At 72.1% G+C, this 25,023-nt stretch carries 22 protein-coding genes; 10 read left to right on the top strand and 12 right to left on the bottom strand.

The annotated features are described in order from the left end of the window. Positions 1-346: 346 nt before the first annotated feature. Genes ACWCP0_RS07765 through ACWCP0_RS07755 form a run of 3 tightly spaced genes read right to left on the bottom strand, consistent with a single transcriptional unit; the run spans position 347 to position 3,546 of the window. Positions 347-1,213: an acyl-CoA dehydrogenase family protein gene (locus ACWCP0_RS07765; RefSeq protein ID WP_451077961.1), complete on the bottom strand. Its 867-nt coding sequence runs from the start codon at positions 1,211-1,213 to the stop codon at positions 347-349. A 6-nt stretch (positions 1,214-1,219) separates the two neighbouring features. Beyond that, positions 1,220-2,353, bottom strand: a complete 1,134-nt coding sequence (locus ACWCP0_RS07760) for an acyl-CoA dehydrogenase (RefSeq protein ID WP_451077960.1) — start codon at positions 2,351-2,353, stop codon at positions 1,220-1,222. Further along, complete coding sequence (locus tag ACWCP0_RS07755) at positions 2,353-3,546, bottom strand: amidohydrolase family protein (protein ID WP_451077959.1); 1,194 nt, start codon at positions 3,544-3,546, stop codon at positions 2,353-2,355. Before ACWCP0_RS07755 ends, ACWCP0_RS07760 begins: the two co-directional genes overlap by 1 nt. Before the next feature lie 153 nt (positions 3,547-3,699). Here ACWCP0_RS07755 and ACWCP0_RS07750 point away from each other — a divergent pair, with 153 nt between their 5' ends. Further along, positions 3,700-5,226, top strand: a complete 1,527-nt coding sequence (locus ACWCP0_RS07750) for a class I adenylate-forming enzyme family protein (protein WP_451078053.1) — start codon at positions 3,700-3,702, stop codon at positions 5,224-5,226. A gap of 258 nt (positions 5,227-5,484) precedes the next feature. Here the strand turns inward: ACWCP0_RS07750 and ACWCP0_RS07745 are convergent, their stop codons facing one another. Together ACWCP0_RS07745 and ACWCP0_RS07740 are read right to left on the bottom strand one after the other, a co-directional pair. After that, positions 5,485-5,997, bottom strand: coding sequence for an EF-hand domain-containing protein (locus ACWCP0_RS07745; RefSeq protein ID WP_451077958.1), 513 nt, complete (start codon positions 5,995-5,997; stop codon positions 5,485-5,487). 39 nt (positions 5,998-6,036) lie between these two features. After that, positions 6,037-6,411: an STAS domain-containing protein gene (locus ACWCP0_RS07740; protein WP_451077957.1), complete on the bottom strand. Its 375-nt coding sequence runs from the start codon at positions 6,409-6,411 to the stop codon at positions 6,037-6,039. A 189-nt stretch (positions 6,412-6,600) separates the two neighbouring features. On the opposite strand from ACWCP0_RS07740, the gene ACWCP0_RS07735 reads away from it, so the two are divergent. Together ACWCP0_RS07735 and ACWCP0_RS07730 are read left to right on the top strand one after the other, a co-directional pair. Then, a complete protein-coding gene (locus ACWCP0_RS07735; RefSeq protein ID WP_451078052.1) occupies positions 6,601-7,185 on the top strand; it encodes a sigma-70 family RNA polymerase sigma factor in 585 nt (194 codons plus the stop codon). Further along, positions 7,182-8,438 (top strand): zf-HC2 domain-containing protein, encoded by a 1,257-nt coding sequence (locus ACWCP0_RS07730; RefSeq protein WP_451077956.1) that lies wholly within the window; start codon positions 7,182-7,184, stop codon positions 8,436-8,438. The genes ACWCP0_RS07735 and ACWCP0_RS07730 overlap by 4 nt, the downstream gene beginning before the upstream one ends. A gap of 73 nt (positions 8,439-8,511) precedes the next feature. Here ACWCP0_RS07730 and purU read toward each other — a convergent pair whose 3' ends face one another. Together purU and ACWCP0_RS07720 are read right to left on the bottom strand one after the other, a co-directional pair. Continuing rightward, on the bottom strand, positions 8,512-9,363 hold the full coding sequence (purU, locus tag ACWCP0_RS07725) for a formyltetrahydrofolate deformylase (protein ID WP_451077955.1): 852 nt from the start codon (positions 9,361-9,363) through the stop codon (positions 8,512-8,514). A 92-nt stretch (positions 9,364-9,455) separates the two neighbouring features. Continuing rightward, positions 9,456-9,902 (bottom strand): SCO4402 family protein, encoded by a 447-nt coding sequence (locus ACWCP0_RS07720; RefSeq protein WP_451078051.1) that lies wholly within the window; start codon positions 9,900-9,902, stop codon positions 9,456-9,458. 255 nt (positions 9,903-10,157) lie between these two features. On the opposite strand from ACWCP0_RS07720, the gene ACWCP0_RS07715 reads away from it, so the two are divergent. Then, complete coding sequence (locus tag ACWCP0_RS07715; RefSeq protein WP_451077954.1) at positions 10,158-11,441, top strand: ABC transporter substrate-binding protein; 1,284 nt, start codon at positions 10,158-10,160, stop codon at positions 11,439-11,441. A 436-nt stretch (positions 11,442-11,877) separates the two neighbouring features. On the opposite strand, the gene ACWCP0_RS07710 is transcribed toward ACWCP0_RS07715, so the two are convergent. After that, positions 11,878-13,302, bottom strand: coding sequence for a hypothetical protein (locus ACWCP0_RS07710; protein WP_451077953.1), 1,425 nt, complete (start codon positions 13,300-13,302; stop codon positions 11,878-11,880). 125 nt (positions 13,303-13,427) lie between these two features. Further along, a complete protein-coding gene (locus tag ACWCP0_RS07705; protein WP_451077952.1) occupies positions 13,428-14,810 on the bottom strand; it encodes a transcriptional regulator in 1,383 nt (460 codons plus the stop codon). Between the two features lie 318 nt (positions 14,811-15,128). On the opposite strand from ACWCP0_RS07705, the gene ACWCP0_RS07700 reads away from it, so the two are divergent. The 4 genes from ACWCP0_RS07700 to ACWCP0_RS07685 all read left to right on the top strand — a co-directional run bounded on the left by ACWCP0_RS07700 (position 15,129) and on the right by ACWCP0_RS07685 (position 19,346). Continuing rightward, positions 15,129-15,812, top strand: a complete 684-nt coding sequence (locus tag ACWCP0_RS07700) for a bifunctional DNA primase/polymerase (protein WP_451077951.1) — start codon at positions 15,129-15,131, stop codon at positions 15,810-15,812. A gap of 42 nt (positions 15,813-15,854) precedes the next feature. Continuing rightward, positions 15,855-16,700: an ABC transporter ATP-binding protein gene (locus ACWCP0_RS07695; RefSeq protein ID WP_451077950.1), complete on the top strand. Its 846-nt coding sequence runs from the start codon at positions 15,855-15,857 to the stop codon at positions 16,698-16,700. Continuing rightward, positions 16,697-18,340: a transporter gene (locus ACWCP0_RS07690; RefSeq protein WP_451077949.1), complete on the top strand. Its 1,644-nt coding sequence runs from the start codon at positions 16,697-16,699 to the stop codon at positions 18,338-18,340. Before ACWCP0_RS07695 ends, ACWCP0_RS07690 begins: the two co-directional genes overlap by 4 nt. A 568-nt stretch (positions 18,341-18,908) precedes the next feature. Next, positions 18,909-19,346: a subtilase-type protease inhibitor gene (locus ACWCP0_RS07685; protein ID WP_451077948.1), complete on the top strand. Its 438-nt coding sequence runs from the start codon at positions 18,909-18,911 to the stop codon at positions 19,344-19,346. Between the two features lie 173 nt (positions 19,347-19,519). Here the strand turns inward: ACWCP0_RS07685 and ACWCP0_RS07680 are convergent, their stop codons facing one another. Together ACWCP0_RS07680 and ACWCP0_RS07675 are read right to left on the bottom strand one after the other, a co-directional pair. After that, on the bottom strand, positions 19,520-20,383 hold the full coding sequence (locus ACWCP0_RS07680; RefSeq protein WP_451077947.1) for an alpha/beta fold hydrolase: 864 nt from the start codon (positions 20,381-20,383) through the stop codon (positions 19,520-19,522). Between the two features lie 557 nt (positions 20,384-20,940). Continuing rightward, a complete protein-coding gene (locus tag ACWCP0_RS07675) occupies positions 20,941-21,633 on the bottom strand; it encodes a metal-dependent transcriptional regulator (protein WP_451077946.1) in 693 nt (230 codons plus the stop codon). Positions 21,634-21,795: 162 nt separating this feature from the next. Between ACWCP0_RS07675 and ACWCP0_RS07670 the strand changes: the two genes are divergently transcribed. Then, positions 21,796-22,584 carry an SIS domain-containing protein gene (locus tag ACWCP0_RS07670; protein WP_451077945.1) on the top strand — a complete coding sequence of 263 codons (789 nt, stop codon included), beginning with the start codon at positions 21,796-21,798 and terminating at the stop codon, positions 22,582-22,584. Between the two features lie 143 nt (positions 22,585-22,727). On the opposite strand, the gene ACWCP0_RS07665 is transcribed toward ACWCP0_RS07670, so the two are convergent. Then, on the bottom strand, positions 22,728-24,140 hold the full coding sequence (locus ACWCP0_RS07665) for a PAS domain-containing protein (RefSeq protein ID WP_451077944.1): 1,413 nt from the start codon (positions 24,138-24,140) through the stop codon (positions 22,728-22,730). A 222-nt stretch (positions 24,141-24,362) separates the two neighbouring features. Between ACWCP0_RS07665 and pdxH the strand changes: the two genes are divergently transcribed. Continuing rightward, positions 24,363-25,022, top strand: a complete 660-nt coding sequence (gene pdxH / locus ACWCP0_RS07660; protein WP_451077943.1) for a pyridoxamine 5'-phosphate oxidase — start codon at positions 24,363-24,365, stop codon at positions 25,020-25,022. The last annotated feature ends 1 nt before the right edge of the window (position 25,023 follow it).

Genomic DNA, 25,023 nt, shown 5'->3' with positions numbered 1-25,023 from the left:
GCCATCGTCATCACGGAACGTGATTTCCTTGTCAGACAGCATGGTTGACGTACAGTCACCGCAACAAGCGCTTCGGGCATATTCCAGCGCGAAGGAGTATGCGTGGTGCATACTGTGCGACGCACGCTGCGGACAGTCGAACACTCCGTGCGAGCGGCGCATTCTTCTCCGGCGGCCACGTCGGTGACCGGCCGGAGGCTCGGGGCCCACGCGGCGGAGCCGGACATGTCACGGCCTCCGCAACAGCACGCATCTCGCACCCCACGGAGCGTACCGGAGGGGGAACCCGACTCCGGGCCGTGACGACTCCGCCGAAGGACACAACCCGATATCGACGCACGGTGACTCACCGGAGTGCGGCGGCGAGCAGTTCCTCGGACTCGGCGGCCGTCTGCCACAGCTCGGCGCGCACCCAGGCCCGCTTGAGATGCAGATGCACATCGGCCTCCCAGGTGAAGCCCATGCCGCCGTGCACCTGGAGGCAGTCACGGGCACCCCGTACGGCCGCCTCGTCGGCGAGCAGCTTTGCTCCCGCGATCTCGACGGGGTCGGCGGTGACGGAGGCCGCGTAGACGGCGGTTCGGGCCAGTTCGCTGCGTACCAGCATCTGCGCGCAGAGGTGTTTGACCGCCTGGAAGCCGCCGATGGGCCGCCCGAACTGCTCCCGTTCCTTCGCGTGTCGCACGGCCAGCTCGGTGGTGCGGGCGGCGGACCCGACCTGCTCGGCGGCGGTGAGAAGTACGGCCTCGGGGCCGGGGGCCGGCCCGCCGCCCCCGCGGAGGCGGTGCAGCGGCGTGAGCGGATCGACCGACCGTACGGCCACGGCGCCCGTCACGTCCCCGAGCACCTCGTCGGCCTCCTCCAGCCAGGGGACGAGGCAGCTGTCCGCCCTCGTCACCACGGATTCGCCGGTCGCGGCCCCGGGCACGGTCCCGGCCGCCAGATGCGTGGCCACCAGCGGCCCGGGCAGCAGCACCCGCCCGGCCTCCTCGAACGCGAGCACCGCCTCGGGCAGGCCGAGACCGACCCCGCCCTCCGCCTCGGGCAGCCGCAGCGCGAAGAACCCGGCATCGCCGAGCTCCCGCCACAGCGCCCGGTCCAGCACCGGATCGTCCACGGCGGCGCGCAGCGCGTCCCGGTCGAAGCGGGCCTCCAGCAGCTCCCGCACGCCCGCCCGCAAGGCACGTTGGTCCTCGGTCAGTTGGAAGTGCACGCCCGGTCACCGCTCCTTCGGCAGGCCGAGTATCCGCTCGGCGACGATGTTCCGCTGGATCTGGGAGGTGCCGGCCGCGATCGTGTACGACAGCGCGGAGAGGCGGTCCAGGTTCCAGTCGCGGGCCAGGTCCAGGGCGTCGGGGCCGAGAACGTCGGCCGCCGTGTCGTACAGCTCCTGGCGCGCGTGGGAGTAGCGGAGCTTGAAGACCGAGCCGCCGGTGCCGGGCACCCCGCCCGTGCGGGTCGACTCGCTGACGTTCCACTGGGTGAGCCGCCACAGCGCGCCGAACTCCGCGTTCAGGCGCCCCAGTCGGCGTCGCAGCGCGGTGTCGTCCCAGCGGCCGTTCTCGCGGGCGGCACGGGCGAGTTCGCCGAGCGTGCGGCGGCAGGCGACGACCTCGCCGACGAAGGCGGTGCCGCGTTCGAAGGAGAGGGTGACCATCGTGACGCGCCAGCCGTCGTTCTCCGCCCCGACCCGGTTCGCGGCCGGCACCCGCACCTCGTCCAGGAACACCTCGGCGAACTCCGTCGATCCGGCGAGCGTCCGCAGCGGCCGTACGGTGATGCCGGGCGCGTCCATCGGCATCGCCAGCCAGGTGATCCCGCGGTGCTTCGGGGCGCCCGGGTCGGTGCGGACCAGCAGCTCGCACCAGTCGGCGACCTCCGCGTGCGAGGTCCAGATCTTCGAGCCGGTCACCACATACGCGTCGCCGTCCCGCACCGCCCGCGTCCGCAGCGACGCCAGGTCCGATCCGGCGTCCGGCTCGCTGAAGCCCTGGCACCAGATCTCGTCGCCGCGCAGGATCGGCGGCAGCCAGCGCTCGCGCTGCTCCTCGCTCCCCTCGGCGGCGACCGTCGGCCCCGCATGCAGCAGGCCGACGAAATTCGCCCCCACGTACGGCGCTCCGGCCTTCTCCGTCTCCTCCAGGAAGATCAGCCGCTGGGTCGGGGAGGCGTCCCAGTGGAGGTCCGCGTACCCGGCGTCGTGCAACGCCCGCTGCCAGCCCGCGTCGTACGCCCGCCGCCCCGGCCAGTCGTCGGGCGAGGGCCTCGGCGGCAGTTTCGGCAGCGCCACCGCCAGCCACTCGCGCAGCCCGGCCCGGAAGGCCTCCTCCTCCTCCGTGTACGCGAGGTCCATCAGTCGAGGTCCAGGCCCAGCATCCGGATCGCGTTGCCGCGCATCAGCTTGTGGATCGTCTCGTCGTCGAGGTCCTTCACATGGTCGAGCGCGACCTCCTTCGTGTGCGGGAAGGTCGAGTCGACGTGCGGATAGTCGGTCTCGAAGGTCGCGTTGTCCCGCCCCACGACGTCCAGCGACGCGACGCCGTGCTTGTCGCGGAAGAAGCAGCAGAACATCTGCCGGTAGTAGTAGGTCGACGGCGGCTCCGGGATCAGGTCCCGCACCCCGCCCCAGGCCCGGTGCTCCTCCCACACGTCGTCCGCCCGCTCCAAGGCGTACGGGATCCAGCCCATCTGGCCCTCGCTGTAGGCGAGCTTGAGCGTCGGGAACTTCACCAGCACCCCGCTGAAGAGGAAGTCCATCATCGACGCCATCGCGTTGTTGAAGGACAGCGACGCCTGGACGGCGGGCGGCGCGTCCGGCGAGGCGGCGGGCATCTGCGAGGACGACCCGATGTGCATGTTGACGACCGTCCCGGTCTCCTGGCACACCGCGAAGAACGGGTCCCAGTAGCCCGAGTGGATCGACGGCAGCCCCAGATACGTCGGAATCTCGGAGAAGGTCACGGCCCGCACGCCGCGCGCCGCGTTCCGCCGGATCTCCGCGACCGCCAGGCCGATGTCCCAGAGCGGGATGATGCAGAGCGGGATCAGCCGGCCGCCGCTGTCACCGCACCACTCCTCGACCATCCAGTCGTTGTACGCGCGCACGCACGCGAGCGCGACCTCCTTGTCCTTGGCCTCGGCGAAGGTCTGCCCGCAGAAGCGGGGGAAGGTGGGGAAGCAGAGGGAGGCCTCGACATGGTTGAGGTCCATGTCCTCCAGCCTGGCCTTGGGGTCCCAGCAGCCGCGCCGCATCTCGGCCCGGGTGATGCCCTCCAGCGTCATGTCGTCGCGGTCGAAGCCGACGGCGGCGATGTTGCGCTTGTACGGGAACGTGAGGTCCTCGTAGATCCACCAGTCGGTCGGCGGGCCGTCCGGGTCCATCGTGATCCGGTACTTGCCGCCGACGTACGCGAGTTCGCCGATGCCGGCGGTGAGCGGCTGGGGCCCGCGGTCCCGGTACTTCGCCGGCAGCCATGTCTCGAAGAGATGTGCGGGCTCGATCACATGGTCGTCGACGCTGATGATCCGAGGCAGTTCCCGTTCCATCGGGCCCCCTCCGCTCTGGCGGTCCTGACACGTTCTGACGGGTCGTCAGATAGCAGGCTAGTCCCGCGCCCCTGGACCGACAAGGCGACCGGCCCTACGCTCTCCGCACGATCTGACTCGCCGTCAGCTCCATTGGAGGGGGACATGACCGCCGTGACCGACACCGCACACGCCCTGAGCGCCTCCCGCACCCTCTGGGAGCTGATCGACCGCCGCGCCACGCTCACCCCGGACCGGCCCGTGCTGATCCAGGACGACCACCGGCTGACCTTCGGCGAGCTGCGGGACGGCTGCGAACGGGTGGCGGCCGGGCTGTACGGCACGGGTGTGCGGCCCGGCACCGTCGTCGCCTGGCAACTGCCCACCCGCGTCGAGACGGTCCTGCTGACCGGTGCGCTGGCCAGGATCGGCGCCGTCCAGTCGCCGGTCATCCCCTTCTACCGGGACCGGGAGGTGGGCTTCGCGCTGCGCGAGTCGAAGGCGGAGTTCCTCGCCGTGCCGGGCGAGTGGCGCGGCTTCGACCACACGGCGATGGCGGGGCGGCTCGGTGCGCGCGGCGTCTTCGAGGCGTACGACACCCTGCCCGCCGGCGACCCGTCCGTGCTGCCCCCGCCGCCGGCCGAGGGCACGTCCGTGCGCTGGATCTACTGGACCTCCGGCACCACCTCCGACCCCAAGGGCGTGCTGCACACCGACCGTTCGCTGATCGCGGGCGGCTCCTGCCTGGCGCACGCGCTGCGGCTCACACCCGAGGACGTCGGGTCGATCGCTTTCCCGTTCGCGCACATCGGCGGGGCGGACTATCTCGTGATGCTGCTGCTGTACGGCTTCCCCGCGGTGCTGTTCGAGAAGTTCACGCTGCCGGACGCCCTGGAGACGTACCGCAAGCACGGCGTCACGACGGCCGGCGGCTCCACGGCCTTCTACTCGATGTTCCTGGCCGAGCAGCGCAGGCAGCCCGGGGAGCCGGTCGTTCCCACCCTGCGGCTGCTGGCCGGCGGGGGCGCGGCGAAGCCGCCCGAGCTGTACCACGCGGTCGTCCGGGAGATGGGCGTCCAGCTCACGCACGGCTACGGCATGACCGAGGTGCCGATGATCACCATGGGTTCACCGGACGACACCGCGGAGAACCTCGCCACGACGGAGGGCCGGCCCCCCGAGGGCATGGAGATACGCATCGTCGACGGCGAGGTGCGGCTGCGCGGGGAGGCGGTCTGCCAGGGGTACCTGGACCCGGATCAGAGCGCGGCCGTATTCGACGCGGACGGCTTCCTGATCACCGGGGACCTCGGGCACCTCACGCCGTCGGGGCACCTCGTCCTCACCGGCCGCCTCAAGGACGTCATCATCCGCAAGGGCGAGAACATCTCGGCCAAGGAGATCGAGGACCTGCTGCACGCGCACCCGGGCGTGGGAGACGTGGCGGTCATCGGCCTCCCGGACGCCGACCGCGGCGAGCGCGTCTGCGCGGTGATCGAACAGCCCCCGGCCGCGCCACCGCTGACGCTGGCCGAGGTCACGGCGTATCTGCGGGGCACGGGCCTCGCCACCCACAAGCTGCCGGAGCAGTTGGAGAGGGTGGAGGCCCTGCCGCGCAACGAGACGCTGCGGAAGGTCCTGAAATACAAGCTGCGCGAGCGGTTCGGTGCCGGTGCGGGTGCGGGTGCCGAAGGAGGGTGAGCCGCGGGCCGGGGCGGCGCCTTTTCTCTCCCCTGCCCGCCCCTTCCCGCACCGGGGGCAAGCCCCGGCCCTCAGCCCTCAGCCCACGGGGCGTCTCCGGCACCGAGCCGCGGCCGGGGTGCCCGTCCTCGAGATTGAGCCCCGCCCGCAAACGGGGTCAGTGGCGGCACCCCGGTACGGGAAGGGGCCGGGAGGGGCTGTGGGGCGGGGAGGGGCTGTGCCGATATGCGGCTCCGCCCCGTGGGCCCGCCGCAGGTGCTACGGCTCCGGCGTGACGTAGTACGCCGCGAACGCCGCCAGGATCTGGTCCTCGCTGATGCGGCCGTCGCCGTCCGCGTCCAGCGCCCGCGCCACCGCCTCGCACCGGTCCGGCTCGACCCCCAGCACCCGCAGCACGCGCGCCGCGTTCGACGGAGTGACCCCGTCGCCGTCCACGTCGGCGATGGCGATCACGGCGTGGAGGAAGGGGCGGGCGATCTCGGCGAAACGGTGGGGGTTGTCCCGCAGTCTCTTCACCGCGCCGGTCACGAACTCCTGGCGCGTGACCCGCTGGTCGCCGTCCACGTCGGCCATCCCCGCCATGCCCTGCCAGAACGCCTCGGCGCCCGAATAGAGGGCCTGCCCCTTGTCGGAGCGTGCCGTCGTGCCGAACTCGGCGAGCAACGAGGCCGCCGCCCTGTTGAAGTCCTCACGGTCGATGTAGCCGCTGCCGTCCTGATCGAACTCCGCGAACCGGTGGGCAATCTTCCGCTCGTACTCTGCGCTGTCCATGCGGGGAGGGTACGTCGACATGGCCGGGTCCCGCTCCCGTTACGCGGAGAGGGGCTCCGCCTCCTCGTCCACGGCCGCGGCCACGTCCTCGTACACGTCGAAGAGCCGGCGGACGCCCAGCGCTGCCAGCACCCGGTTCACGTGCGAGTGGTCGACGGCTCCCCGCGCCGGGAGGATCAGCCGCAGCCTGCCCTGGCAGGACCGCATCAGGCGGCGGGAGGCTATGAGCACGCCGACGCCGCTGGAGTCGCAGAACTGCACCCCGGACAGGTCGAGGACCAGATCGCGGCGGCCCAGGGCCACGGCCTCGTGGACGCGGCGGCGGACCACGGGCGAGCTGACCAGATCGAGCTCGCCCCGTATGTGCAGCACGGTCCACGCGCCCTGCTCCGCCCGGTCCACCTTGAGCATCACGCGTCCGGCCCTCCTCGTCGTCGAGATACGGAAGCCTGTCTTCCAGGCGCCGCTGCCCAACAGTCCCGAGACCAAACCCAGGGAGGCGTACTTGCCGCAAAGACGGGTGCGCCGGCGGCACGGCCCACTACATTCGAGAGGACGACGGCAGCAACAGGTGCGAACATGCGGAGGGTTTGGGGGCGCCGGATGGCCAAGGACACACCACCCCGCTGGGACCGCAGGATGCAGCAGCGACTGGCGCGGGGCGAGGCCGCCGCGCTCGGAGAGCTGTACGACCGGTTCGCCTCGCTCGTGCACAGCCTGGCCCACCGGGTGCTGGACGACGACGCGGCGGCGGACCAGGTGACCCGTGAGGTCTTCGGCTATGTGTGGGAGAACCCCGACGCGTACGACCCCAAGCAGGGCAACATGCGGTCCTGGGTGGCCCGGCTCACCCACCGCCAGGCCGTGCACCGCCTGCGCGAGCAGGAGTCGGCGGTGCAGGCGGAGAGCGGCGGCAGCACCACGGAGGAGCTGGAGCAGAAGATCCGGCGCGCGTCGGTCGCCGCCCGCGCCGACTACATCGTGACATCGATGCCCGCGCCGCTGCGGGCCGCACTGGAGCTGGCCTACGTCCAGCGCAGGGACTACCGGCAGACGGCTGCCGACCTCGGGGTCACGGAGGACGAGGCACGGCGGCGGCTCCGGCTCGGCCTTCAGCTGCTGTCCACGGCGAACACCCGCCCGCTCGTCGAAGGCTCCTCACCGCCCGGATACGGACGCTCACTGTGACCGGCCCGGTCGACGGCGGCCGCGGCGCCGACGAGCCCGAGGACGGGCCCGGCGCCGCGGCGCGCATACCGGGGCCACGGGCGGCGGGTGACGACCTGGCGCCGCCGCCGGTCCTGCCCGAGCCGGTGCCGCCGGAGGAGCCCCTAGCCACGGGCCGACTGCCCCACGGCGTGCTGAAGTCCCTGCTGGGCGCGTGGGCGCTGTCCGCGTGCTCCGCCGAGGAGACCACGGCGGTCGAGGAGCACCTCACCGAGTGCGCCCCGTGCGCGGACGAGGCGCTGCGGCTGCGCGACGCGGTCGGGCTGCTGCACACGGACCGCGACCTGGACCTGGACCCGCTGCTGCGGTCCCGGGTGCTGGAGAACTGCCTGGGCCGCCGGCCCGCCCGTATCCCGGTGCCCGCGTGGGCGACCCCGTACGACGCGGAGACGGCGCGGCTCGACGCGCTGCTGCGGGACATCGGCGACTCGGAGTGGCACACTCCGCTGCGGCTGAAGTGGTTCGACGGCAAGGAGGCGGTCAGCCGCAAGACGACGGTCGCGGGTGTCATCGGCCACCTGATGTCCGTGGACGGGCTGGTCACGTCCGCGCTCGGCCTGGAGGACCCGGCGGGCGAGGCCGCGCCGCGCTCGCCGTCCGACCGCACCGAGCGGTACTGGCGCTCCGCGCACTTCCCGCCGACGCGGAGGATCCGGATGCCGTGGCGCGAGCAGAGCCACACGCTGGTGCGGACGGTCTCGTTCGCGGGCCGCGGCGTCGCCGAGCTGTCCGTGTCGTACGGCGACTTCGCGCTGCCGCTGCGGGACTCACTGCTCGACCGCGCCTTCGAGTGCTGGGTGCACGCGGACGACATCGCGAACGCGGTGGACTATCCGTACGATCCGCCGAGCGCCGCCCATCTCCACCACATGATCGACCTGGCGGCCCGGCTGCTCCCCGCGGCCCTGGCCGCCCGCCGCCGCGCCGGCCTCGCGAGCCCCGCCCGTCACCTGGTCACGGCGGGCTCTCCCGGTCGCTCCCTGCACCTGGAGGTCGAGGGCGCGGGCGGCGGCCACTGGTACATCGCCCTGGACTCCCCCGCCGCCCTCGGCGACCCCGGCCACGCGGTGGCCCAGGTCGCGCTCGACGCCGTCGAGTTCTGCCAGCTCGTCGCCGGGCATGTCTCGCCCGCCGAGGCCGCGGCCGGCCAGGACGGCGACCGCGACGCGATCCGCGACGTCCTCTTCGCGGCGGCTTCCCTGTCGCGCCTCTGACCGTCCGACCGGGCGACCGGCACCGACCGGGCGGGCGGAACCTGTCCCCTCCGCGTGTCTCTGCCTCGTACGCCTAGGTGAAGACCACCGTGCGGTGGCCGTTCAGCAGGATCCTGTGCTCCGCATGCCACTTCACCGCGCGGGCCAGCGCCTGGCACTCCACGTCGCGGCCGATCGCCACCAGCTGATCCGGCGTCACCTCGTGACCGACGCGCTCGACTTCCTGCTCGATGATCGGGCCCTCGTCGAGGTCGGCCGTCACGTAGTGGGCGGTCGCGCCGATCAGCTTGACGCCGCGCGCGTGTGCCTGGTGGTAGGGCTTCGCGCCCTTGAAGCTGGGGAGGAAGGAGTGGTGGATGTTGATGATCCGGCCGCTCAGCTGCTTGCAGAGGTCGTCGGACAGCACCTGCATGTAGCGGGCGAGCACCACCAGCTCCACGTTCTCCGCCCGCACCAGCTCCAACAGCTGCGCCTCGGCGTCCGCCTTCGTGTCCTTGGTGACCGGGATGTGGCGGAAGAGGATGTCGTACGACGCGACGAGCTCGGCGAAGTCGGTGTGGTTGGAGACGACCGCCGCGATGTCCACCGGCAGCGCGCCGATGCGGCACCGGAAGAGCAGATCGTTCAGGCAGTGGCCGAATTTGCTGACCATCAGCACGATCCGCATGCGTTCCTCGGCACGGTGGATCTGCCAGTCCATCTGGAACGAGTCCCCGACGGCGGCGAAGCTTGCCCGCAGCTTGTCCACCGTCACCGGCGCCTCGGCCGAGAAGTGCACCCGCATGAAGAACAGGCCCGTGTCCCGGTCTCCGAACTGCTGGCTGTCCTCGATGTTGCAGCCGGTGATGAAGAGATAGCTGGAGACGGCGTGCACGATGCCCTTTTTGTCCGGGCAGGAAAGCGTGAGGACGTACTGGTCGGTCATCCTCGTAGGGTGCCACACCCCCTCGGGCACCGGCGGCCCCGTCCGTCAGGCGGAACACCGGGCGGACGGCCGGGCGGAACGCACGCTCCCGCTCACGCCGAGCGGGTCATGATCCGCAGCACTTCCAGCGTCCGCGGCGGCGCGTCCGGGTCCTCCCCGTCGTTCGTCGCCAGCCGTACGTGCGCCTCGCGCGCGGCCCGTACGGCCTCCGGCCAGCCGTGGTGCTCCATGTACGCCGACACCGGCGCGTCCGGGCCCACCTGGTGCATGATCCTCAGCACCCGCAGCACGGCCACGTCCACCAGGGCCGCCTCTCCCGAGTCCCGGAAGATCGTCCCGACGTACTTCTCGGCGGACCAGCTGTCCAGCCAGGTGTCCTCGACCAGCCGGTACACGGCGTCGGTGACGTCGCCGTACCCCTCGCGGCCCACCAGCCAGGTCTCCTGGTGGAAGACGGGGTCGGAAAGCATGTGCAGCGCCGAGCGCACGTTGCTGCGCCAGCGCCACCAGGGCATGTCATTGAGCGGCATGTCGCCCATGGTGGAGGAGCGACGGCCGCGACGGGAAGAGTTCATTGACGTTCACCTCGTGAGCTCGGTCCTTGCGAGCTCCGCCACGAGGGATTCGTGCACGTGAGGCCACCGCACTGAGGGCACTGCACCGAAGCTTGCACGCATCGATCGTACGTTCCCCACAACTCGGCGATCTCCAGCCCCCGTAATTCACCTTCTGGTCACTTTTCGTTGAAGTGTCCTCACTCCAACGTTACCCATGAGGCGGAAATGTGCATGCCCATGACCGGATGGCGACTTTCCTCCTCCCCCCGCCCCTACAGGACCGCGACGCTCGTCGCCGCGTGCATGGCGGCGGTCGGAACCTCGCTGTCGGGATGCGGTGTGCTCCCTGGTGCCACGGGGGACTCCAGGGAGCCCGTCACCGTCATGACCTTCGCCCCGGACGAGACCAAGGCCACCAACATGCCCGGGATGCCCGCCATGGCGGAGGCCTACGCCCGGTACGTCAACTCGCGCGGCGGCATCGACGGCCACGAGCTGCGCGTCCTCACCTGCAACGAACACAACACGACGACCGGCGCCGCCGCCTGCGCCCGGCGCGCGGCGAAGGAGGGGGCGATCGCCGTCGTCGGCTCGTACAGCCAGCACGGCCGCGCGTTCATGGCGCCGCTGGAGGCGGCGGGCATTCCCTACATCGGTGGCTACGGGGTCTCCGAGGAGGAGTTCACCAGCTACCTCTCCTATCCGGTCAACGGCGGCCAGTCCGCGCTGCTCGCCGGCAACGGGCAGCAGCTGGCCACCGGCTGCGAGAAGGTCTCCCTGGTCCGGCCCGACAGCGTCACGGGCGACGATCTGCCGGTCCTGCTGAACGCCGGCCTGGCCCGGGGCGACGGGAAGCCGTCCATCGACGTCAAGGCGGCGGAGGACTCCACCGAGTACACGGAGAAGGCCGAGGAGGCGCTCGACGAGGCGGGCGACGACGACGGCTGCGTCACCGCCGTGCTCGGCGAGCGTACGGAGACGTTCTTCGACTCCTTCCGACGGCTGCGCGAGAGCGAGGAAAAGGAGAGTGTCCGGATCTCCTCGGTCCTCAGCTCGGTGGACCAGCCGCTGATCGACCGTATGGGCGGCGCGAGCGGGCCCTTCGAGGGCGCGTTCATGACCGGGTGGTACCCGGACGCGGGTGACACCCGGTGGGGAACGATGCGCGAAGTGATCCGCGAGCACGCGTTCGGGGACAACCGGATCGACGCGGCGGACGCGGGTGTGCAGACCACGTGGATCGCGTACACGGTCCTGAAGAAGGTCATCGAGTCCCTCGACCGCTCCGAGATCACCCCCGGCGCGGTCGCCCACGCCCTCGACGGCGGCGTCCGCGTCGACACGGGCGGCCTCACCCCGCCGCTGCGCTGGCGCTACGAGGACATGCTGGGGACGCCCGGCTTTCCCCGCGTGGTGAACCGCAGCGTGACCTTCCAGGTCGTGCGCGACGGCCGGCTGGTGGCCCAGAAGCAGGGCTTCGTCGACGTCAGCACGACGATGCGGGACTCGCCGACGGCGTAGCCGCAGGGCGGGGGGCCCTGTGGCTCCGCAGCAGGCCCCACCCGCCGGTACCGGCGGGTGGGGCCCGGCGTTCGCGTGCGGACACCCCGGCTCACCGGGCGGCACGGGCTGATTCCCGGCCCGTCCGGCGCTCGCGGGCGGAGACCCGGGCGATACGGGGCTCATTCCCCGCCCGATCGGTGTTCCAGGACGGACACTCCGGCCGACCTGGCGGTACCGGCTCACATGAAGCCCGTTCCGGCGTTCCAGGACGGACACGCCTGCTCACTCGGCGATTCTGGCTCTTCCCAGCCCGTCCGGCGCTCGAGGAGGGACACCCCCCGCTCACCCGCCGGTCCGGGCGCACCTCGGCGGCGCTCGAGGACGAACACCCCGGCCGACCCCACGGCCAGGGGCGCACCCTCGGTCCCTCCGGCGACGGACCCGCGCGGGGGCGTCAGAGCTGCCAGGGTGCGCGCTTCGTGAGGTCGTACTTGGTGGCGATGGAGTTCCAGAGGCCGGAGGCCTCCTGCTTGGCCTTGGTGGCGTCGTTACTGGCGCGCCCCGCCTGGCCCGACTGTTTCGTCTCGGCCGCCCTGCCGTTGCGGCAGCCCTTCTTGCCGTCGACCTGGCCCGCCCACGCCGCATAGTGGTCGTCCGCCTTCGCGGAGGCCTCCCAGGCCTTGGTGAGCGCCGTGGTGAGCGCCGCGTTGTCCGGGAGCTTGTCCACGGACAGGCCCTCGAGGCGGGTCACGAGGCCACGGCGCTGTTCGGCCGCGCCGCGCAGATCCTCGGCGGCCCGGTCGAGGTTGTCGCACTTCTTGATCGATTCGACCGCGGCGATCACCGAGTCGCGGCTGTCGCTGCTGTCCGCGAGGAGCTTGTCGAGCGCCTCGGCCTGCGCCTTCGCGGGGTCGGCGGCGCCCTCGCCCGTCGAGCCGGGTCCGGGTGAGGTCGCCGCGGCGACGGTCTTGTCGTCGTTCTGGCCCTTGTCGTCGTCACCGCCGCCGAACATCAGCGCGCTCGCGCCGAGACCGAGCACGGCGCAGCCGACGACGACCGCGGCGATGAGCGGCACCCGCGAGCGGTGGCGCTGCTGCGGCTCGTCAACGTAGGAGGGCTCGTAGGCCGGCTGGTACTGCGGCGTGGGCGCGTACGACTGCTGCGGGTGCGGCTGCTGAGGGTGCGGCTGCGGCGGCACGGGTGGCAGGAACTGCGTGGCCTCCGCCCCGCCACCGGCCGCCGCGCCCTCGCTGCGGAAGAGGTTGTCGAACTCGGCGGGAGGCTGACGGTCACCGGGCGCGCCGGGACGGACCCCGTACGGGGCGCCCTGCGGTACGGGCGGCAGGTACTGGGTGGCCTCCGCGTCGCCGCCCGCGGCGGCGGGCTGCATGCCGAGGAACTGCGTCGACTCGGCGGGGTTCTCGTACGGGAGGGCCCCCGCGGCGGGCTGGAAGGGCGCGATGTACTGGGTGGCGTCCGCGTCGGGCGCGGCGGCCGGGAGCTGCCCGCCCGTCTGCGCGTACTGGCCCGGCAGTTGGCCGGTGTCCCCTGCGTCGTACGGCGGGAACGGCTGGGCGGCCTGGTGCGGCTGCGGGAACTGCTGGTGCGGCTGCTGCGGCGGCAGCGGCTGCGCGTACGCCCCGGGCTGCCCCGGCATCTGCTGAGGCTGAGGCTGAAGCTGCTGATACGGCTGCGGCTGCGGCTGCCCCTGCTCGGGACCCCACGGCTGACCCCAGGGCGCCCCGCCCGCCGGAGCGACCTGTTCCCCGCCGACGCCGGGTATCCAGGGTTCGCTGCCGTCCGCGGGCAGCACGACACCTTCGTGCGCGGGCTGCGCAGCCGGAAGCTGCGCCTCGTCACCCTGTCCGCTTCGCGTCACCGGGACTCCTACACGTAAACCTACGGAATCGTCGGTTCACGCTACCGGGTGCATCAGCCCCTCCGCACACACGTGTGGCACCCGTAACAAGATCGCGTCTCAAGACGCTGCTCAACGCCGCCCGTTCAGGCCGCGTGCAGCTCCATTCTCGCCGCGAACTCCCGTACCGCGGGCTCGTTCCCGTACGGCTCCAGCCGGTACTGGAGGTCCTCCAGGTATTCCGCGCCCCGGCTGGACCTCAGTGTCCCGAGCAGGTCCACCGCCTGCGTGCCCGTCCGGCAGGCCGCCTCCACCTCGCGCTGCTGGACCTGCGCCGACGCGAGCAGGACCAGCCCGATCGCGCGGCGGCGGGCGCGGGACTCGGGGTGGCCCTCCAGGGAGTCGGCCGCGCGGCGGGCGGCCGCGTCCGCCTCGCCCAGGTCGCGGTGGCAGTGCGCCAGCTCGTCGGCCAGATACGCGTGATCGAAGTGGGCGATCCAGGCCGGGTCGTCCCCCGACTCCGCGCCGGCCCGCTCCAGCGCCGTCAGCGCCTTGCCGACGACCTGGTGGCAGGCCCGGGCGTCGCCCAGCAGCGCGTGGCCCCGCGCCTCGGCCGCGTAGAACATCGCCTCCGCGCGCGGCGTCACCTGCCCCCGCGCACCCTCCTGCGCCGCTCGAGCGAGCTGAGAGATCTCCCGCGGGTTCCCCAGCTGCGCCGCGAGGTGGCTCATCGACGCCGCCAGGACGTACCCCCCGTACGCACGGTCGCCCGCCGCCTGCGCCAGCCGCAGAGCCTGGATGTAGTAGCGCTGCGCGAGCCCCGGCTGGCCGGTGTCCACCGCCATGTACCCGGCGAGTTCGGTGAGCCGGGCGACGGCCGCGAAGAGCTGCCGGCCCACCGGCTCCCGGTACGAGCCCGAAAGCAGCCCCGACACCACACTGTTGAGGTAGTGGACGACGACCGGCCGCACATGCCCGGCCCCGAAGCGGTGGTCCAGCGTCTTGAGCGCCTCCGTCATCGCCCGTACCGCCTCGACGTCCGACACCCCCACCCGTGACCCTGCCGTGCGCGCCACCTGCGCGTCCGCGGCCGTGATCAGCCAGTCACGGCTGGGCTCGACCAGCGCCGACGCCGCGATCGTCGCCCCGGACAGGAAGTCGCGGCGGCCCACGTCGCTGCGCCACAGCTCGCAGACCTGCTCGATCGCCCCGAGCACGGTCGGCGCGAACTGCAGCCCGACGCCCGACGCCAGGTTCTTCCCGTTCGCCATGCCGATCTCGTCGATCGTGACCGTGCGCCCGAGCTTGCGGCCCAGGGCCTCCGCGATGATCCCCGGCGCCCGCCCGCGCGGCTGCTGTCCGCGCAGCCAGCGCGCCACGGACGTCTTGTCGTACCGCAGATCGAGTCCGCGCTCCGCGCCGACCAGGTTGACCCGGCGGGCCAGCCCGGCGTTGGAACACGCGGCTTCCTGGATGAGCGCCTGCAGCCGTTCGTTCGGCTGGCGGGCGACGAGTGGCCTCGCTGCCATGACTACCCCCTGTACCGGACCGCCCGGTTCGTGACCTCCGACCGTGATCTCCCACCGCGAGCTCGCCCCGCGATCTGCAATCACGATCTTCGATCGAGTTCATGATCTCCAATTGACAACTTCCCGGCGGTTATCCGGAGAATGCCGATGAGCTCGGACGATTACGGGTGAATGACACTCACCCGCAAGGGGCTACCCTCCCGCCCGGCCCCGGCCGCACGCGCGCCCCCGTCCATGCACCCATGCGCCCCAAATGCAGGATCGATGCACCGTGCCCCCGCCCGTGCGCGCCCGTAACCCGCGCTGACGGCGGTAGTTGTGTTCAGCGTGGAAGAGACCATCGGCGTGGAAGCCGCACAGATCCCCAAGCAGCGGGGCGAACAGCTGCTGGACAGCGCCGTGCGGTATGCGGAGGACCGCCACTGGGACGTGTTCCCCGGCACCTGGCTCGAGGCCGTCGACGGCGCGGAGCGGTGCTCCTGCGGCGCGCCCGCGTGCGAGGCGCCGGGGGCGCACGCCGTCCGCCCGGACTGGGCGAGCCAGGCGACCGGAAGCGCCGTCGTCGCGCGCCGGCTGTGGGGGAAGCATCCGAAGGCGTCGATCCTGCTGCCCACGGGGCGGACGTTCGACGCGCTGGACGTCCCGGAGTCCGCCGGTTTCCTGGCGCTGGCCCGGATGGAGCGGATGGATCTGATGCTCGGCCCGGTGACCTGCACCCCGGACCGGCGGATGATGTTCTTCGTCCTTCCCGGCGGCGCGGCGAAGGCCCTTGATCTGGTACGGAAGTTGGGCTGGGCACCCAGCTCGATCGACCTGGTGGCGCGCGGCGAGGGTCACTACGTGGCGGCGCCGCCGACACGCATCGGCGGTCAGGGCGCGGTGCAGTGGGCCCGCCGCCCCACGCCGGCCAACCGCTGGCTGCCGGACGCGGAGGAGCTCATCAGCCCGCTGGCCTACGCGTGTGGACGGGAGGCAGCCGCCGGGCGGACCCGCCGATCGTAATGTTGTTCCCGTACATACGGGGACAACGGAGGGCAGCACACGATGCCGGACCAGAATGCGACCCAGGAATCGGGCCGCACGGAGCTCCAGTCGGCGGGCGGTACGCCGGAAACGGTACCGCCCGCCGTCCGCGTGGAGGGATTGTGGAAGCGGTTCGGTGAGCAGATCGCCGTCGCGGGCATCGATCTGACCCTGCCCGCGGGCAAGTTCATCGGCCTGGTCGGGCCGAACGGCGCCGGCAAGACGACGACGCTGTCGATGGTGACCGGGCTGCTCCGCCCCGACCAGGGCCGCGTCGAGGTCGCCGGCCACGACGTGTGGAAGGACCCCGCCGAGATCAAGGCCAGGATCGGTGTGCTGCCCGAGGGACTGCGGCTCTTCGAGCGGCTGTCCGGACGCGAACTCCTCGCCTACACCGGCCGGTTGCGCGGGCTGCCCGGTGACGAGGTGGACAAGCGGGCGGCGCAGCTCCTCGACGTACTGGATCTCGCGGGGGCACAGCACAAGCTGGTCGTCGACTACTCGACCGGTATGCGCAAGAAGATCGGCCTGGCCGCCGCCCTGCTGCACAATCCGCAGGTGCTGTTCCTGGACGAGCCGTTCGAGGGCGTCGACCCGGTCTCGGCGCAGACGATCCGCGGAGTGCTCGAGCGATACACCACGTCCGGGGCGACCGTCGTCTTCTCCAGCCATGTGATGGAGCTCGTGGAGTCGCTGTGCGACTGGGTCGCCGTGATGGCGGCGGGCCGGATCCGGGCGCAGGGCACCCTGGAGGAGGTACGGGGCTCGGCGTCGTCGCTGCAGGACGCGTTCCTGGAGCTGGTCGGGGCGAGCGACCGGGTCACCGGGGACTCGCTGGACTGGCTGGGCGGCGGCGGTTCGCGATGACGACTGCCACGCATGCGACGCCTCCGACGCCCCCGACGACGACTCCGGCCACCGCCGCGCTCACCGCCGTTTTCGTACGGCTCAAGCTGTCGCTGCTCACCAACGGGCTGCGCCAGTCCACGGGCCGCCGGGCGGCCTTCGTCGCCACGGCCGTCGTGGCGCTGCTCTTCGCGGCCGCGCAGCTCATCGGGCTGATCCTGCTCCGCGGCGAGGCGAACGCGGCCACGGTGGTGGTGCTGCTGGTCGCCGTGCTCGCGCTCGGCTGGACGTTCATGCCGCTCTTCTTCCCGAGCGGCGACGAGACGCTCGACCCGACCCGGCTGGTGATGCTGCCGCTGCGCCCGCGCCCGCTGGTCTCCGCGCTGCTGGTGGCCTCGCTGGTGGGCATCGGCCCGCTGTTCACGCTCTGTCTGGCCGTGGGCGGCGCGCTGGCGCTGGCGCACGGCGCGGGAGCGGTGCTGGTCGCGGTGGTGGCCGTACCCCTGACGCTGCTGGTGTGCGTGGCGCTGGCGCGGGCGGTCGCGGCGGCCAACATCCGGCTGCTGACCTCGCGCAAGGGCCGCGACCTGGCGGTGCTCAGCGGTCTGGTGATCGGCGTGGGCATCCAGTTCGCGAACTTCGGAGCGCAGCGGATCGGCGCGGCGGGCGGCCTCGCGGCGCTGGAACCGGTGGCGGACGTCGTGCGCTGGCTCCCGCCGGCCTCGGCGATCGGCGCGATCGACTCGGCGGCTTCGGGCTCGTACGGCACGGCCCTTGCGCAGCTGGCGCTGTCCGTGGCCGCGCTGGGTGTGCTGCTGTACGCGTGGCAGCACAGCCTCACCCGGCTGATGACCAGCCCGGACGGCTCGACGCTCGCGGCCGCGTCGGAGCCGAGCCGCAAGGCGTCCGAGGGCGGGCTGCACCGGCTGCTGCCCGGCGGGCGTACGGGCACGGTCATGCAGCGCAGCCTGCGCTACGTCTGGCGCGATCCGAAGACGAAGACGGCGTGGGTGACGGCGCTGGTCATCGGTGCGATCGTGCCGGTCTTCAACGCGCTTCAGGGCACGGGCTCGGTCTACTTCGCGTGCTTCGCGTCGGGAATGCTCGGCATCCAGATGTACAACCAGTTCGGGCAGGACACCTCCGCGTTCTGGATGGTGGCCCAGACGATCTCGACGCCCTGCGACGCCTACCTCGAACTGCGCGCCCGCGCGTTGGCGCTGGCGCTGATCACGCTCCCGTACACGGTCCTGGTCACCGTCGTCACAGCGGCGATCCTGGGCAACTGGGAGGCACTCCCGGAGGCGCTCGGACTGGCGGTCGCGCTGCTGGGCTCGATGCTGGCGACGGGCGCGGTGGCGTCGGCCCGCTTCCCGTACTCCATCCCGCAGGACAGCGCGTACAAGAACGTCGCGCCGGGTCAGGGCGGGCTGGCCTGGATCTCCATCTTCGGCGGAATGATCGCGTCGGCTCTGTTGTGCGCCCCGGTGATCGGGCTCACGATCTGGCTCAATGCCGCCAACGCGGAGTCGGCGCTGTGGAGTCTGCTGCCGCTGGGGCTCGCGTACGGCGCGGTCGTGGCATGGGGCGGACTGCGGGTCGCCGCACCCCAGACGGCGCAACGACTGCCGGAGATCCTGACGGCGGTCAGCAAGGGCTGACGGGCCGCGGCCCCCGCCCGCAAGCGCCGCCCTGGCCCCGGCAGCAGGCAGGGCCAGGGCGCCTTGGGGGCGTATGTCCGCAGGGGACGGAGGCGCCGGTCGGTGTGAAGGGTTCGTATGCGATGTGCGCATCGGCGGACGTCAACACCGGCGCCTCCGTTGCTGACGTGACGCCTGAGGACGCGGCACGGCGCACCGCAACCCGATCGGCCCAAAGGCCGCGGGAGCGAACAGACCGGAGATCCGCGAAGAGATCAGCACCCGAATCGACCGAGGCGGACGCCCGATGTTTTCCGGTCGAAGGGACGCGTGGGGCAGTGCTCCAAGATGGAACCAATTCCTGAAACGAGCAGGTCAAAGGATCGTTTCGGGTTGTACCACCGAACCTTGTCCATATGCTGGACACTCGGGCGTCCACCCCGCACACCCCCTCCGAACTGCCCGAACGACCGTTCGGTCCCCCTACCGGAACGTGTGCGGCCGGAAACAGGCGCTGGATGTGCGATCACTGTACGCATCAGCAAGACTCCCGAGCGCAATCGCACTCACCAGCGAAAGGGATTCACCTATGCGTTACATCGTCAGCACATTCGGTGCGACGGCCTCCGCGGCCGCCCTCCTCCTCGCCGTGGGCGGGGCCGCACACGCGGCGCCGCCCGCCCAGCCGGCCGGGCTCTACCCGCCGTCGGCTCTGGTGCTGACGGTCGGCAAGGGCGACCAGGCCGCGACGGCCACCGCCGAGCGCGCGGTGACGCTGAGCTGTGCGCCGACCCCGGGCGGCACCCACCCCTCGCCCAAGGCGGCGTGCAAGGAGCTGAACGCGGTGGACGGCGAGTTCGGTCTGCTGTCCCGCGCGGTCGGCGGCCCGTGCACCCGTCAGTGGGACCCTGTGACCATCACCGCGGACGGTGTCTGGCAGGGCAAGCGCGTCAGCTGGTCGGCCACGTACGGCAACGCGTGCGAGATGCACTCGAGCCTCACCGAGGCCGCGGTCTTCGCCTTCTGAGCCATCCGAGCCACCTCCCCGCCGCGGCGGACCGGGTCAGTGACGGTGGTCCCGGTCCGCCGCGCTCCCGGCCGGCGTCAGCCGGTGCACGAGCGGGAAGCAGGGCACGGCCGGCGCGGCGAGGAGCGGCGCGGCGGCTCCTCTCACGGACGCCGCCGTCACGGACATTCCTGTCACGGCGTCAGGACGCCGTCCAGGAACGGTTCGATCGCGCTGCGCCAGGCGGCGGGCTGGTCGTAGTGGACGAGGTGGCCGGCGTCCGGGACCTCGGCGTACCGGCCGCGGGGGAGGACGCGGACCATCTCCTGGGCCTCGGCGCGGCCCAGTTCGCCGTCGAGGCCTCGGACGACGAGCGTGGGGCACTGGACCTGGGCGAGGGAGTCCCAGTGGGCGTCGTGGACCCAGGTCTCGCGGGAGGTGAGCATCTGGCGGCGCGAGAAGACCGGGCGCCAGCCGTCCGTACCCTCGGCCATCACCTCGGCGAAGAACGCACCGCGCGCGGGGTTCGGGCGCTCGACCCAGGGGTCGTCCTCGCCGAACCACTTGCGGACGTCCGCGAGGGTCGCGAAGGGGGCGGGCCAGCTGCGGAACCAGTCCTCCCATTCCCGCTGGGAGGCCGCGCCCAGTGCGGAGGCGCGCATGTCGCAGATGACCAGGGCCTGGACGAGGTCCGGCCGCTCGGCGGCCAGCTGCCAGGCGGTGAGGGCGCCCATGGAGTGACCGATGAGCGTGACCGGGGCGAGGCCCAGCTGCTCCACCGCGGCCGCCGCGTCCGACACATACGCCTCGCGCGTGAACGAGCCGTCCGCCGGCTTCTCGCTGCGCCCGTGCCCCCGCTGGTCGAGCGCCACCGCGCGATGCCGCTCGGCGAGCCAGCGGGCCGTGGACGCCCAGTGCGAGGCGCGGCCCATCAGCCCGTGGAGCAATAACACGCCCTGGGTGCGGTCCGTCTCACCGCGCCCCTTGGGCGGATCGGCGAACTCCCAGGCAGCGAGGCGTACGCCGCCCGCTCCCGTCACGTCGATGCGCCGCGCCATGGTCCTGGCACCCCCTTCTGTCCCCTGCGGATTCCGAAGCGAACAAGCAGTGATCGACAAGCGATCGAGTCACGCCAGACTATCGAACTTCCATTCGAAACCCGTGATCCCGCGCCGAACACCCCTCGTTCGAGTGACCATGCTCAAGGATTGACGCGCGTCGCCGAGGGGAGATCTTCTGCGGGAGGCGGGCCGCTCGGGGAAACCGGTCCGAGGGGAGCGACCCTGAGAGCTCGGGGCTCCGGGTCGCACAGGGGAGGACAGGCCCCGGCGCTGTTGAGCGCCGGGGCCCTCCCTGTGTCGGTACGGCATCCGCCACCCCCAGTCATATGCCTCAGCTCAGCGTGGCACGCGAATCGCCCGGGCGCTGCCATTCCGGCCGGAAAGCGCGTTCTCACGTGTGTCCACGAGTGCGAACGCGTCGGTGGCGCCCGCACCGCGCACGCGGGGCGAGAACGACGCGCCCGCACCGCATGCGCGGTGCGGGCGCGTGAAGAACTCCAGGAGCGCCGGGACGCCCGGGGAAGGCCTCGGGCCGCTCGGGCGAAACCGCGACGTCAGCGCTTCGCCACGAACACGTGCGACGCCACGTCCGCCTCCAGCTCCGCCGCCTCGCCGCTGCTGCCCACGAGCACACCGCCCGCGGACTCCGTCACGCTCACCACGGAGCCGGGCTGCACGCCCGCACGCCGCAGCGTGTACATCAGCTGGGCGTCCGTCTGGATCGGCTCGCCGATCCGCCGGACCACGACCGTCTTGCCCTCGGCGCCCGCGTCCAGCTCGGCCAGGCTCACCATGGAGTCGTCCAGGAACGGGTCGGCCTCCGCCTTCTCGCCCAACTCCTCCAGACCCGGGATCGGGTTGCCGTACGGAGACTCCGTCGGGTGGCGCAGCAGCTCCAGCACGCGCCGCTCCACTGCCTCGCTCATCACGTGTTCCCAGCGGCACGCCTCGGCGTGGACCTGCTCCCACTCCAGGCCGATCACATCGACCAGGAGGCACTCGGCGAGCCGGTGCTTGCGCATCACGCGCGTCGCCAGCCGCCGGCCCTCCTCGGTGAACTCCAGGTGCCGGTCACCCGCGACCGTGACCAGTCCGTCGCGCTCCATCCGCGCCACGGTCTGGCTGACCGTGGGGCCGCTCTGGTCGAGCCGCTCCGCGATCCGGGCGCGCATGGGGACCACGCCTTCCTCTTCGAGCTCGAGGATGGTGCGGAGGTACATCTCCGTTGTGTCGATCAGTCCGGACATACGTGCCCCTCGATGCTGTGACAAAAGAATCGTGACGATGGCCCTGCCCCAATTCTGACGCATCGCACTGACAACCGGGCCCCACCGTGAGAACCCCGTATTGACAGAGCAATGGTCCGGACCGCAACGTGATCCGCGACACGACGAGAAGGGGCCACCGCAATGGGCGAGAACAAGCTGGCCGGTCAGTTCTTCGACGCCGCGATCAACCTCCTCGAGCGCGTGCGCGACGAGGAAGCGGACACCATCGCGGCCGCCGGCTCCGCCATCGCGGACACCGTCACCGCAGGCGGCCGGCTCTTCGCTTTCGGCGCGGGCCACTCCTCGCTCGCCGCCCAGGACGTGGTCTACCGCGCCGGCGGCCTCGCCCTCATGAACCTGCTCGCCGTGCCCGGCGTCGTCGGCGTCGACGTCATGCCCGCCACGCTGGGCTCCGCGCTGGAGCGTGTGGACGGCCTCGCGGGTGCGGTTCTCGACTCCAGCCCCGCCCGCTCCGGCGACCTGCTGGTCATCATCTCCCTCTCCGGCCGCAACGCCCTCCCGGTCGAGATGGCCATGCACGCGCGGGCCCTCGGGCTCACGGTGATCGGTGTGACGTCGGTGGCGTACGCGACGGAGACCCTCCCCCATGGTCCTTCGGGCACGGGAGGCACCCCCTCCCGGCACGTCTCCGGTACCTACCTCAAGGACCACTGCGACATCGTCCTCGACTCCAAGATCGCGGTCGGGGACGCGGAGCTGACCGCCGAGGGCATCGAGGCCCCCTTCGCCCCGGCCTCGACGGTCGTCACCAGCGCGCTGATGCAGGCGACGATGGCGGCCGCGGCGGGCGAGCTCGTCGCGCGCGGCATCGAGCCGCCGCTGCTGCGGTCCGGGAACGTCGACGGCGGCCACGAGTGGAACGGGCGCGTCATGGACGCGTACGGGGACCGCATCTTCTACCGGCGCTGAGCCGCGCACGTCGGGCCTCACGCGCGGCGGCGCCGCGAGACCACGGCGCCGCGAGACTGCAGCGCCGCGAGACCACGGCGCCGCGAGACTGCAGCGCCGCGAGACCACGGCGCCGTGAGACCGCAGCGCCGCGAGGCCGCGGCTCACGGCTGCCCCTGCACCCCGGATCCCCGCACCCCTGACAGGTCCAGCGCCGCCGCCACCCGCGTCGCCACGCTCTCGGCGTACACGGCGTCCGGGCGCTCGAACGCGGGACGGTTCGCCGCCCGCAGGAACGTCAGCACGCCCAGCGTGCGCCCGCGGCTGCGCAGCACCGTGCACAGGGCGTGCACCGCGTCGCGGGGCCACTGCCGCTCCGCCGCCCACGCCTCCGGTCCGCCCTTGCCCCCTCCTGCCTTGCCCCCTCCTGCGCTCGCCCGCACCGAGCCGGTGCGGTCCATCGCCTGCAGCGCCGGATGCCCTTGCGCATAGCGCACCGGGATCCCGGCGCCGGCCACGCGCGCGACCGGCCCCGGCGCACCCGAGGGCGTCGCCGCGGCCCGTACGAGCCGTTCGCGCGCGTCTCCGGCCGCCACCACGTCGACCAGGGCATGATCCGCGAACCCGGCCAGCGCGAAGTCCACCTGCGCCGTCGCCGCCTCCATCGGGTCCTCGCACTCCGCGGCCGCCCGCGCCGCCCGGTGCAGCTGGCTGAACCGGAACCGCAGCCGGTCCGCGTCCTGCTCCGCGAGTTTCGCCTGCGTCACGTCCTGGAACAGCCAGCCGACCCCCAGCGGCACCGGTTCCTCCGCCAGCGGCGACGCCAGCCGCAGGAACCCGCTGCGCCAGCACCGCCTGCGCTCCCCCTCGTCCGTCCGCACCGTCACCCACAGCTCGGCGAGCGCGCCCGGCGACCCCTCCGCGAGCACATGCTGCAGCGCGCCCTCCAGCTCCTCCACGCCCTGCACGATCTGCTCACCGAGCGGTCGCCCCAGCAGCGGCGTCCGCACGCCGGAGCCGAGCATCCGGGCCGCGTGCCCGTTGACGACGGTCGGCCGCAGATCCACGTCCACGAGGACGACGCCCCACGAGGCGTCCTCGAACAACGCCTCGCTCAGCGCGATCGACCGCTCCAGATCGATCTGCGCATGCACCTCGCTGAACGCGCAGTACACCCCCGCCGGCTTTCCGTCGGCCCCGCGCACGCCCGCCGACTGCGTCCGCACGAGCACCCGCCCGCCGTCCTTGCGCAGCAGCGCGAACTCGTGCACCTGCCGCCCCGGCGCCTGCATCGCGCCCATCAGCCGCCCCTGCACCTCGTCCGCGTCCGCGGACCGCACCGCCCACCCCGCGAACCCGCGCCGCCCCACGGCCTCCTCCGGCGACCAACCGAGGATCCGCTCGGCCTCCCGGTTCCAGTGTGTGATCACGCCGTCCGCGTCGAACGCGCACAGTGCCGCGTCCATCCCGTCGAGCAACGCGGCAAGCAGATCCGACCCGGGCCCGACCCGCTCCGGCTCCCGTTCCGGCTCGTCAGGCCCCAGAGCATGGGCGGTCTCACTCCTGGACGCACTCATCCCGGCACCCCCTGCAGGACGTGTACTCACGTGCGGACGCACGCTCGGCCATTCAACTGGAACGTGATGCAGGACACACGAATTTCCTGGAAATCGTTGCTCTTCGGAAAACCCACCGCGCCTGGAGCCCCCGGCACAGCCACCATGGCCACCGCGGGAAGGCGCCGGGGAGCGGGAGGGATCCGCGCAGGACGGCTCGCGCGCCTAGGGCAGGATGACCACGTGACCGACGCTCTCGACCCCGCCGCCATGCGCGAGCAGTACCGCTCGACCCCGCTGCACGAGGCGGATCTGCCCGCCGAACCGATGGAACAGTTCGTCCACTGGTTCAAGGACGCCGCGGCCGGACACCTCCACGAACCGAACGCCATGATCGTCTCCACGGCCACCGCTGACGGCCGGCCCTCCTCCCGCACGGTGCTGCTCAAGCACTTCGACGACCGCGGCTTCGTCTTCTACACCAACTACACCTCCCGCAAGGGCCGCGAGCTCGACGCCAATCCGTACGTCTCACTGCTCTTCCCCTGGCACCCGCTCGCCCGCCAGGTCATCGTCAACGGCACGGTGACCCGCGTCGGACGCGACGAGACCGCCGCCTACTTCCGCACCCGCCCGCACGGCTCCCAGCTCGGCGCCTGGGCGAGCGCCCAGTCCTCGGTGATCGCCTCACGGACGGAGCTGCTGCACCGTTACGAGGAGCTCGCGGCCCGCTATCCGGCAGGGGAGCAGGTCCCGGTGCCACCGGAGTGGGGCGGCTACCGGGTCACGCCGGAGACGGTCGAGTTCTGGCAGGGGCACGAGAACCGGCTGCACGACCGGCTGCGGTACGTACGGACGGCCGAGCAGCCCTCGGGCTGGCGGGTGGAGCGCCTGTCACCCTGAC

Source organism: Streptomyces sp. NPDC001970 (genome assembly GCF_053594115.1).
The sequence above is the reverse complement of the archived record's forward strand: the minus strand, read 5'-3'. Positions and strand labels throughout refer to the sequence as shown.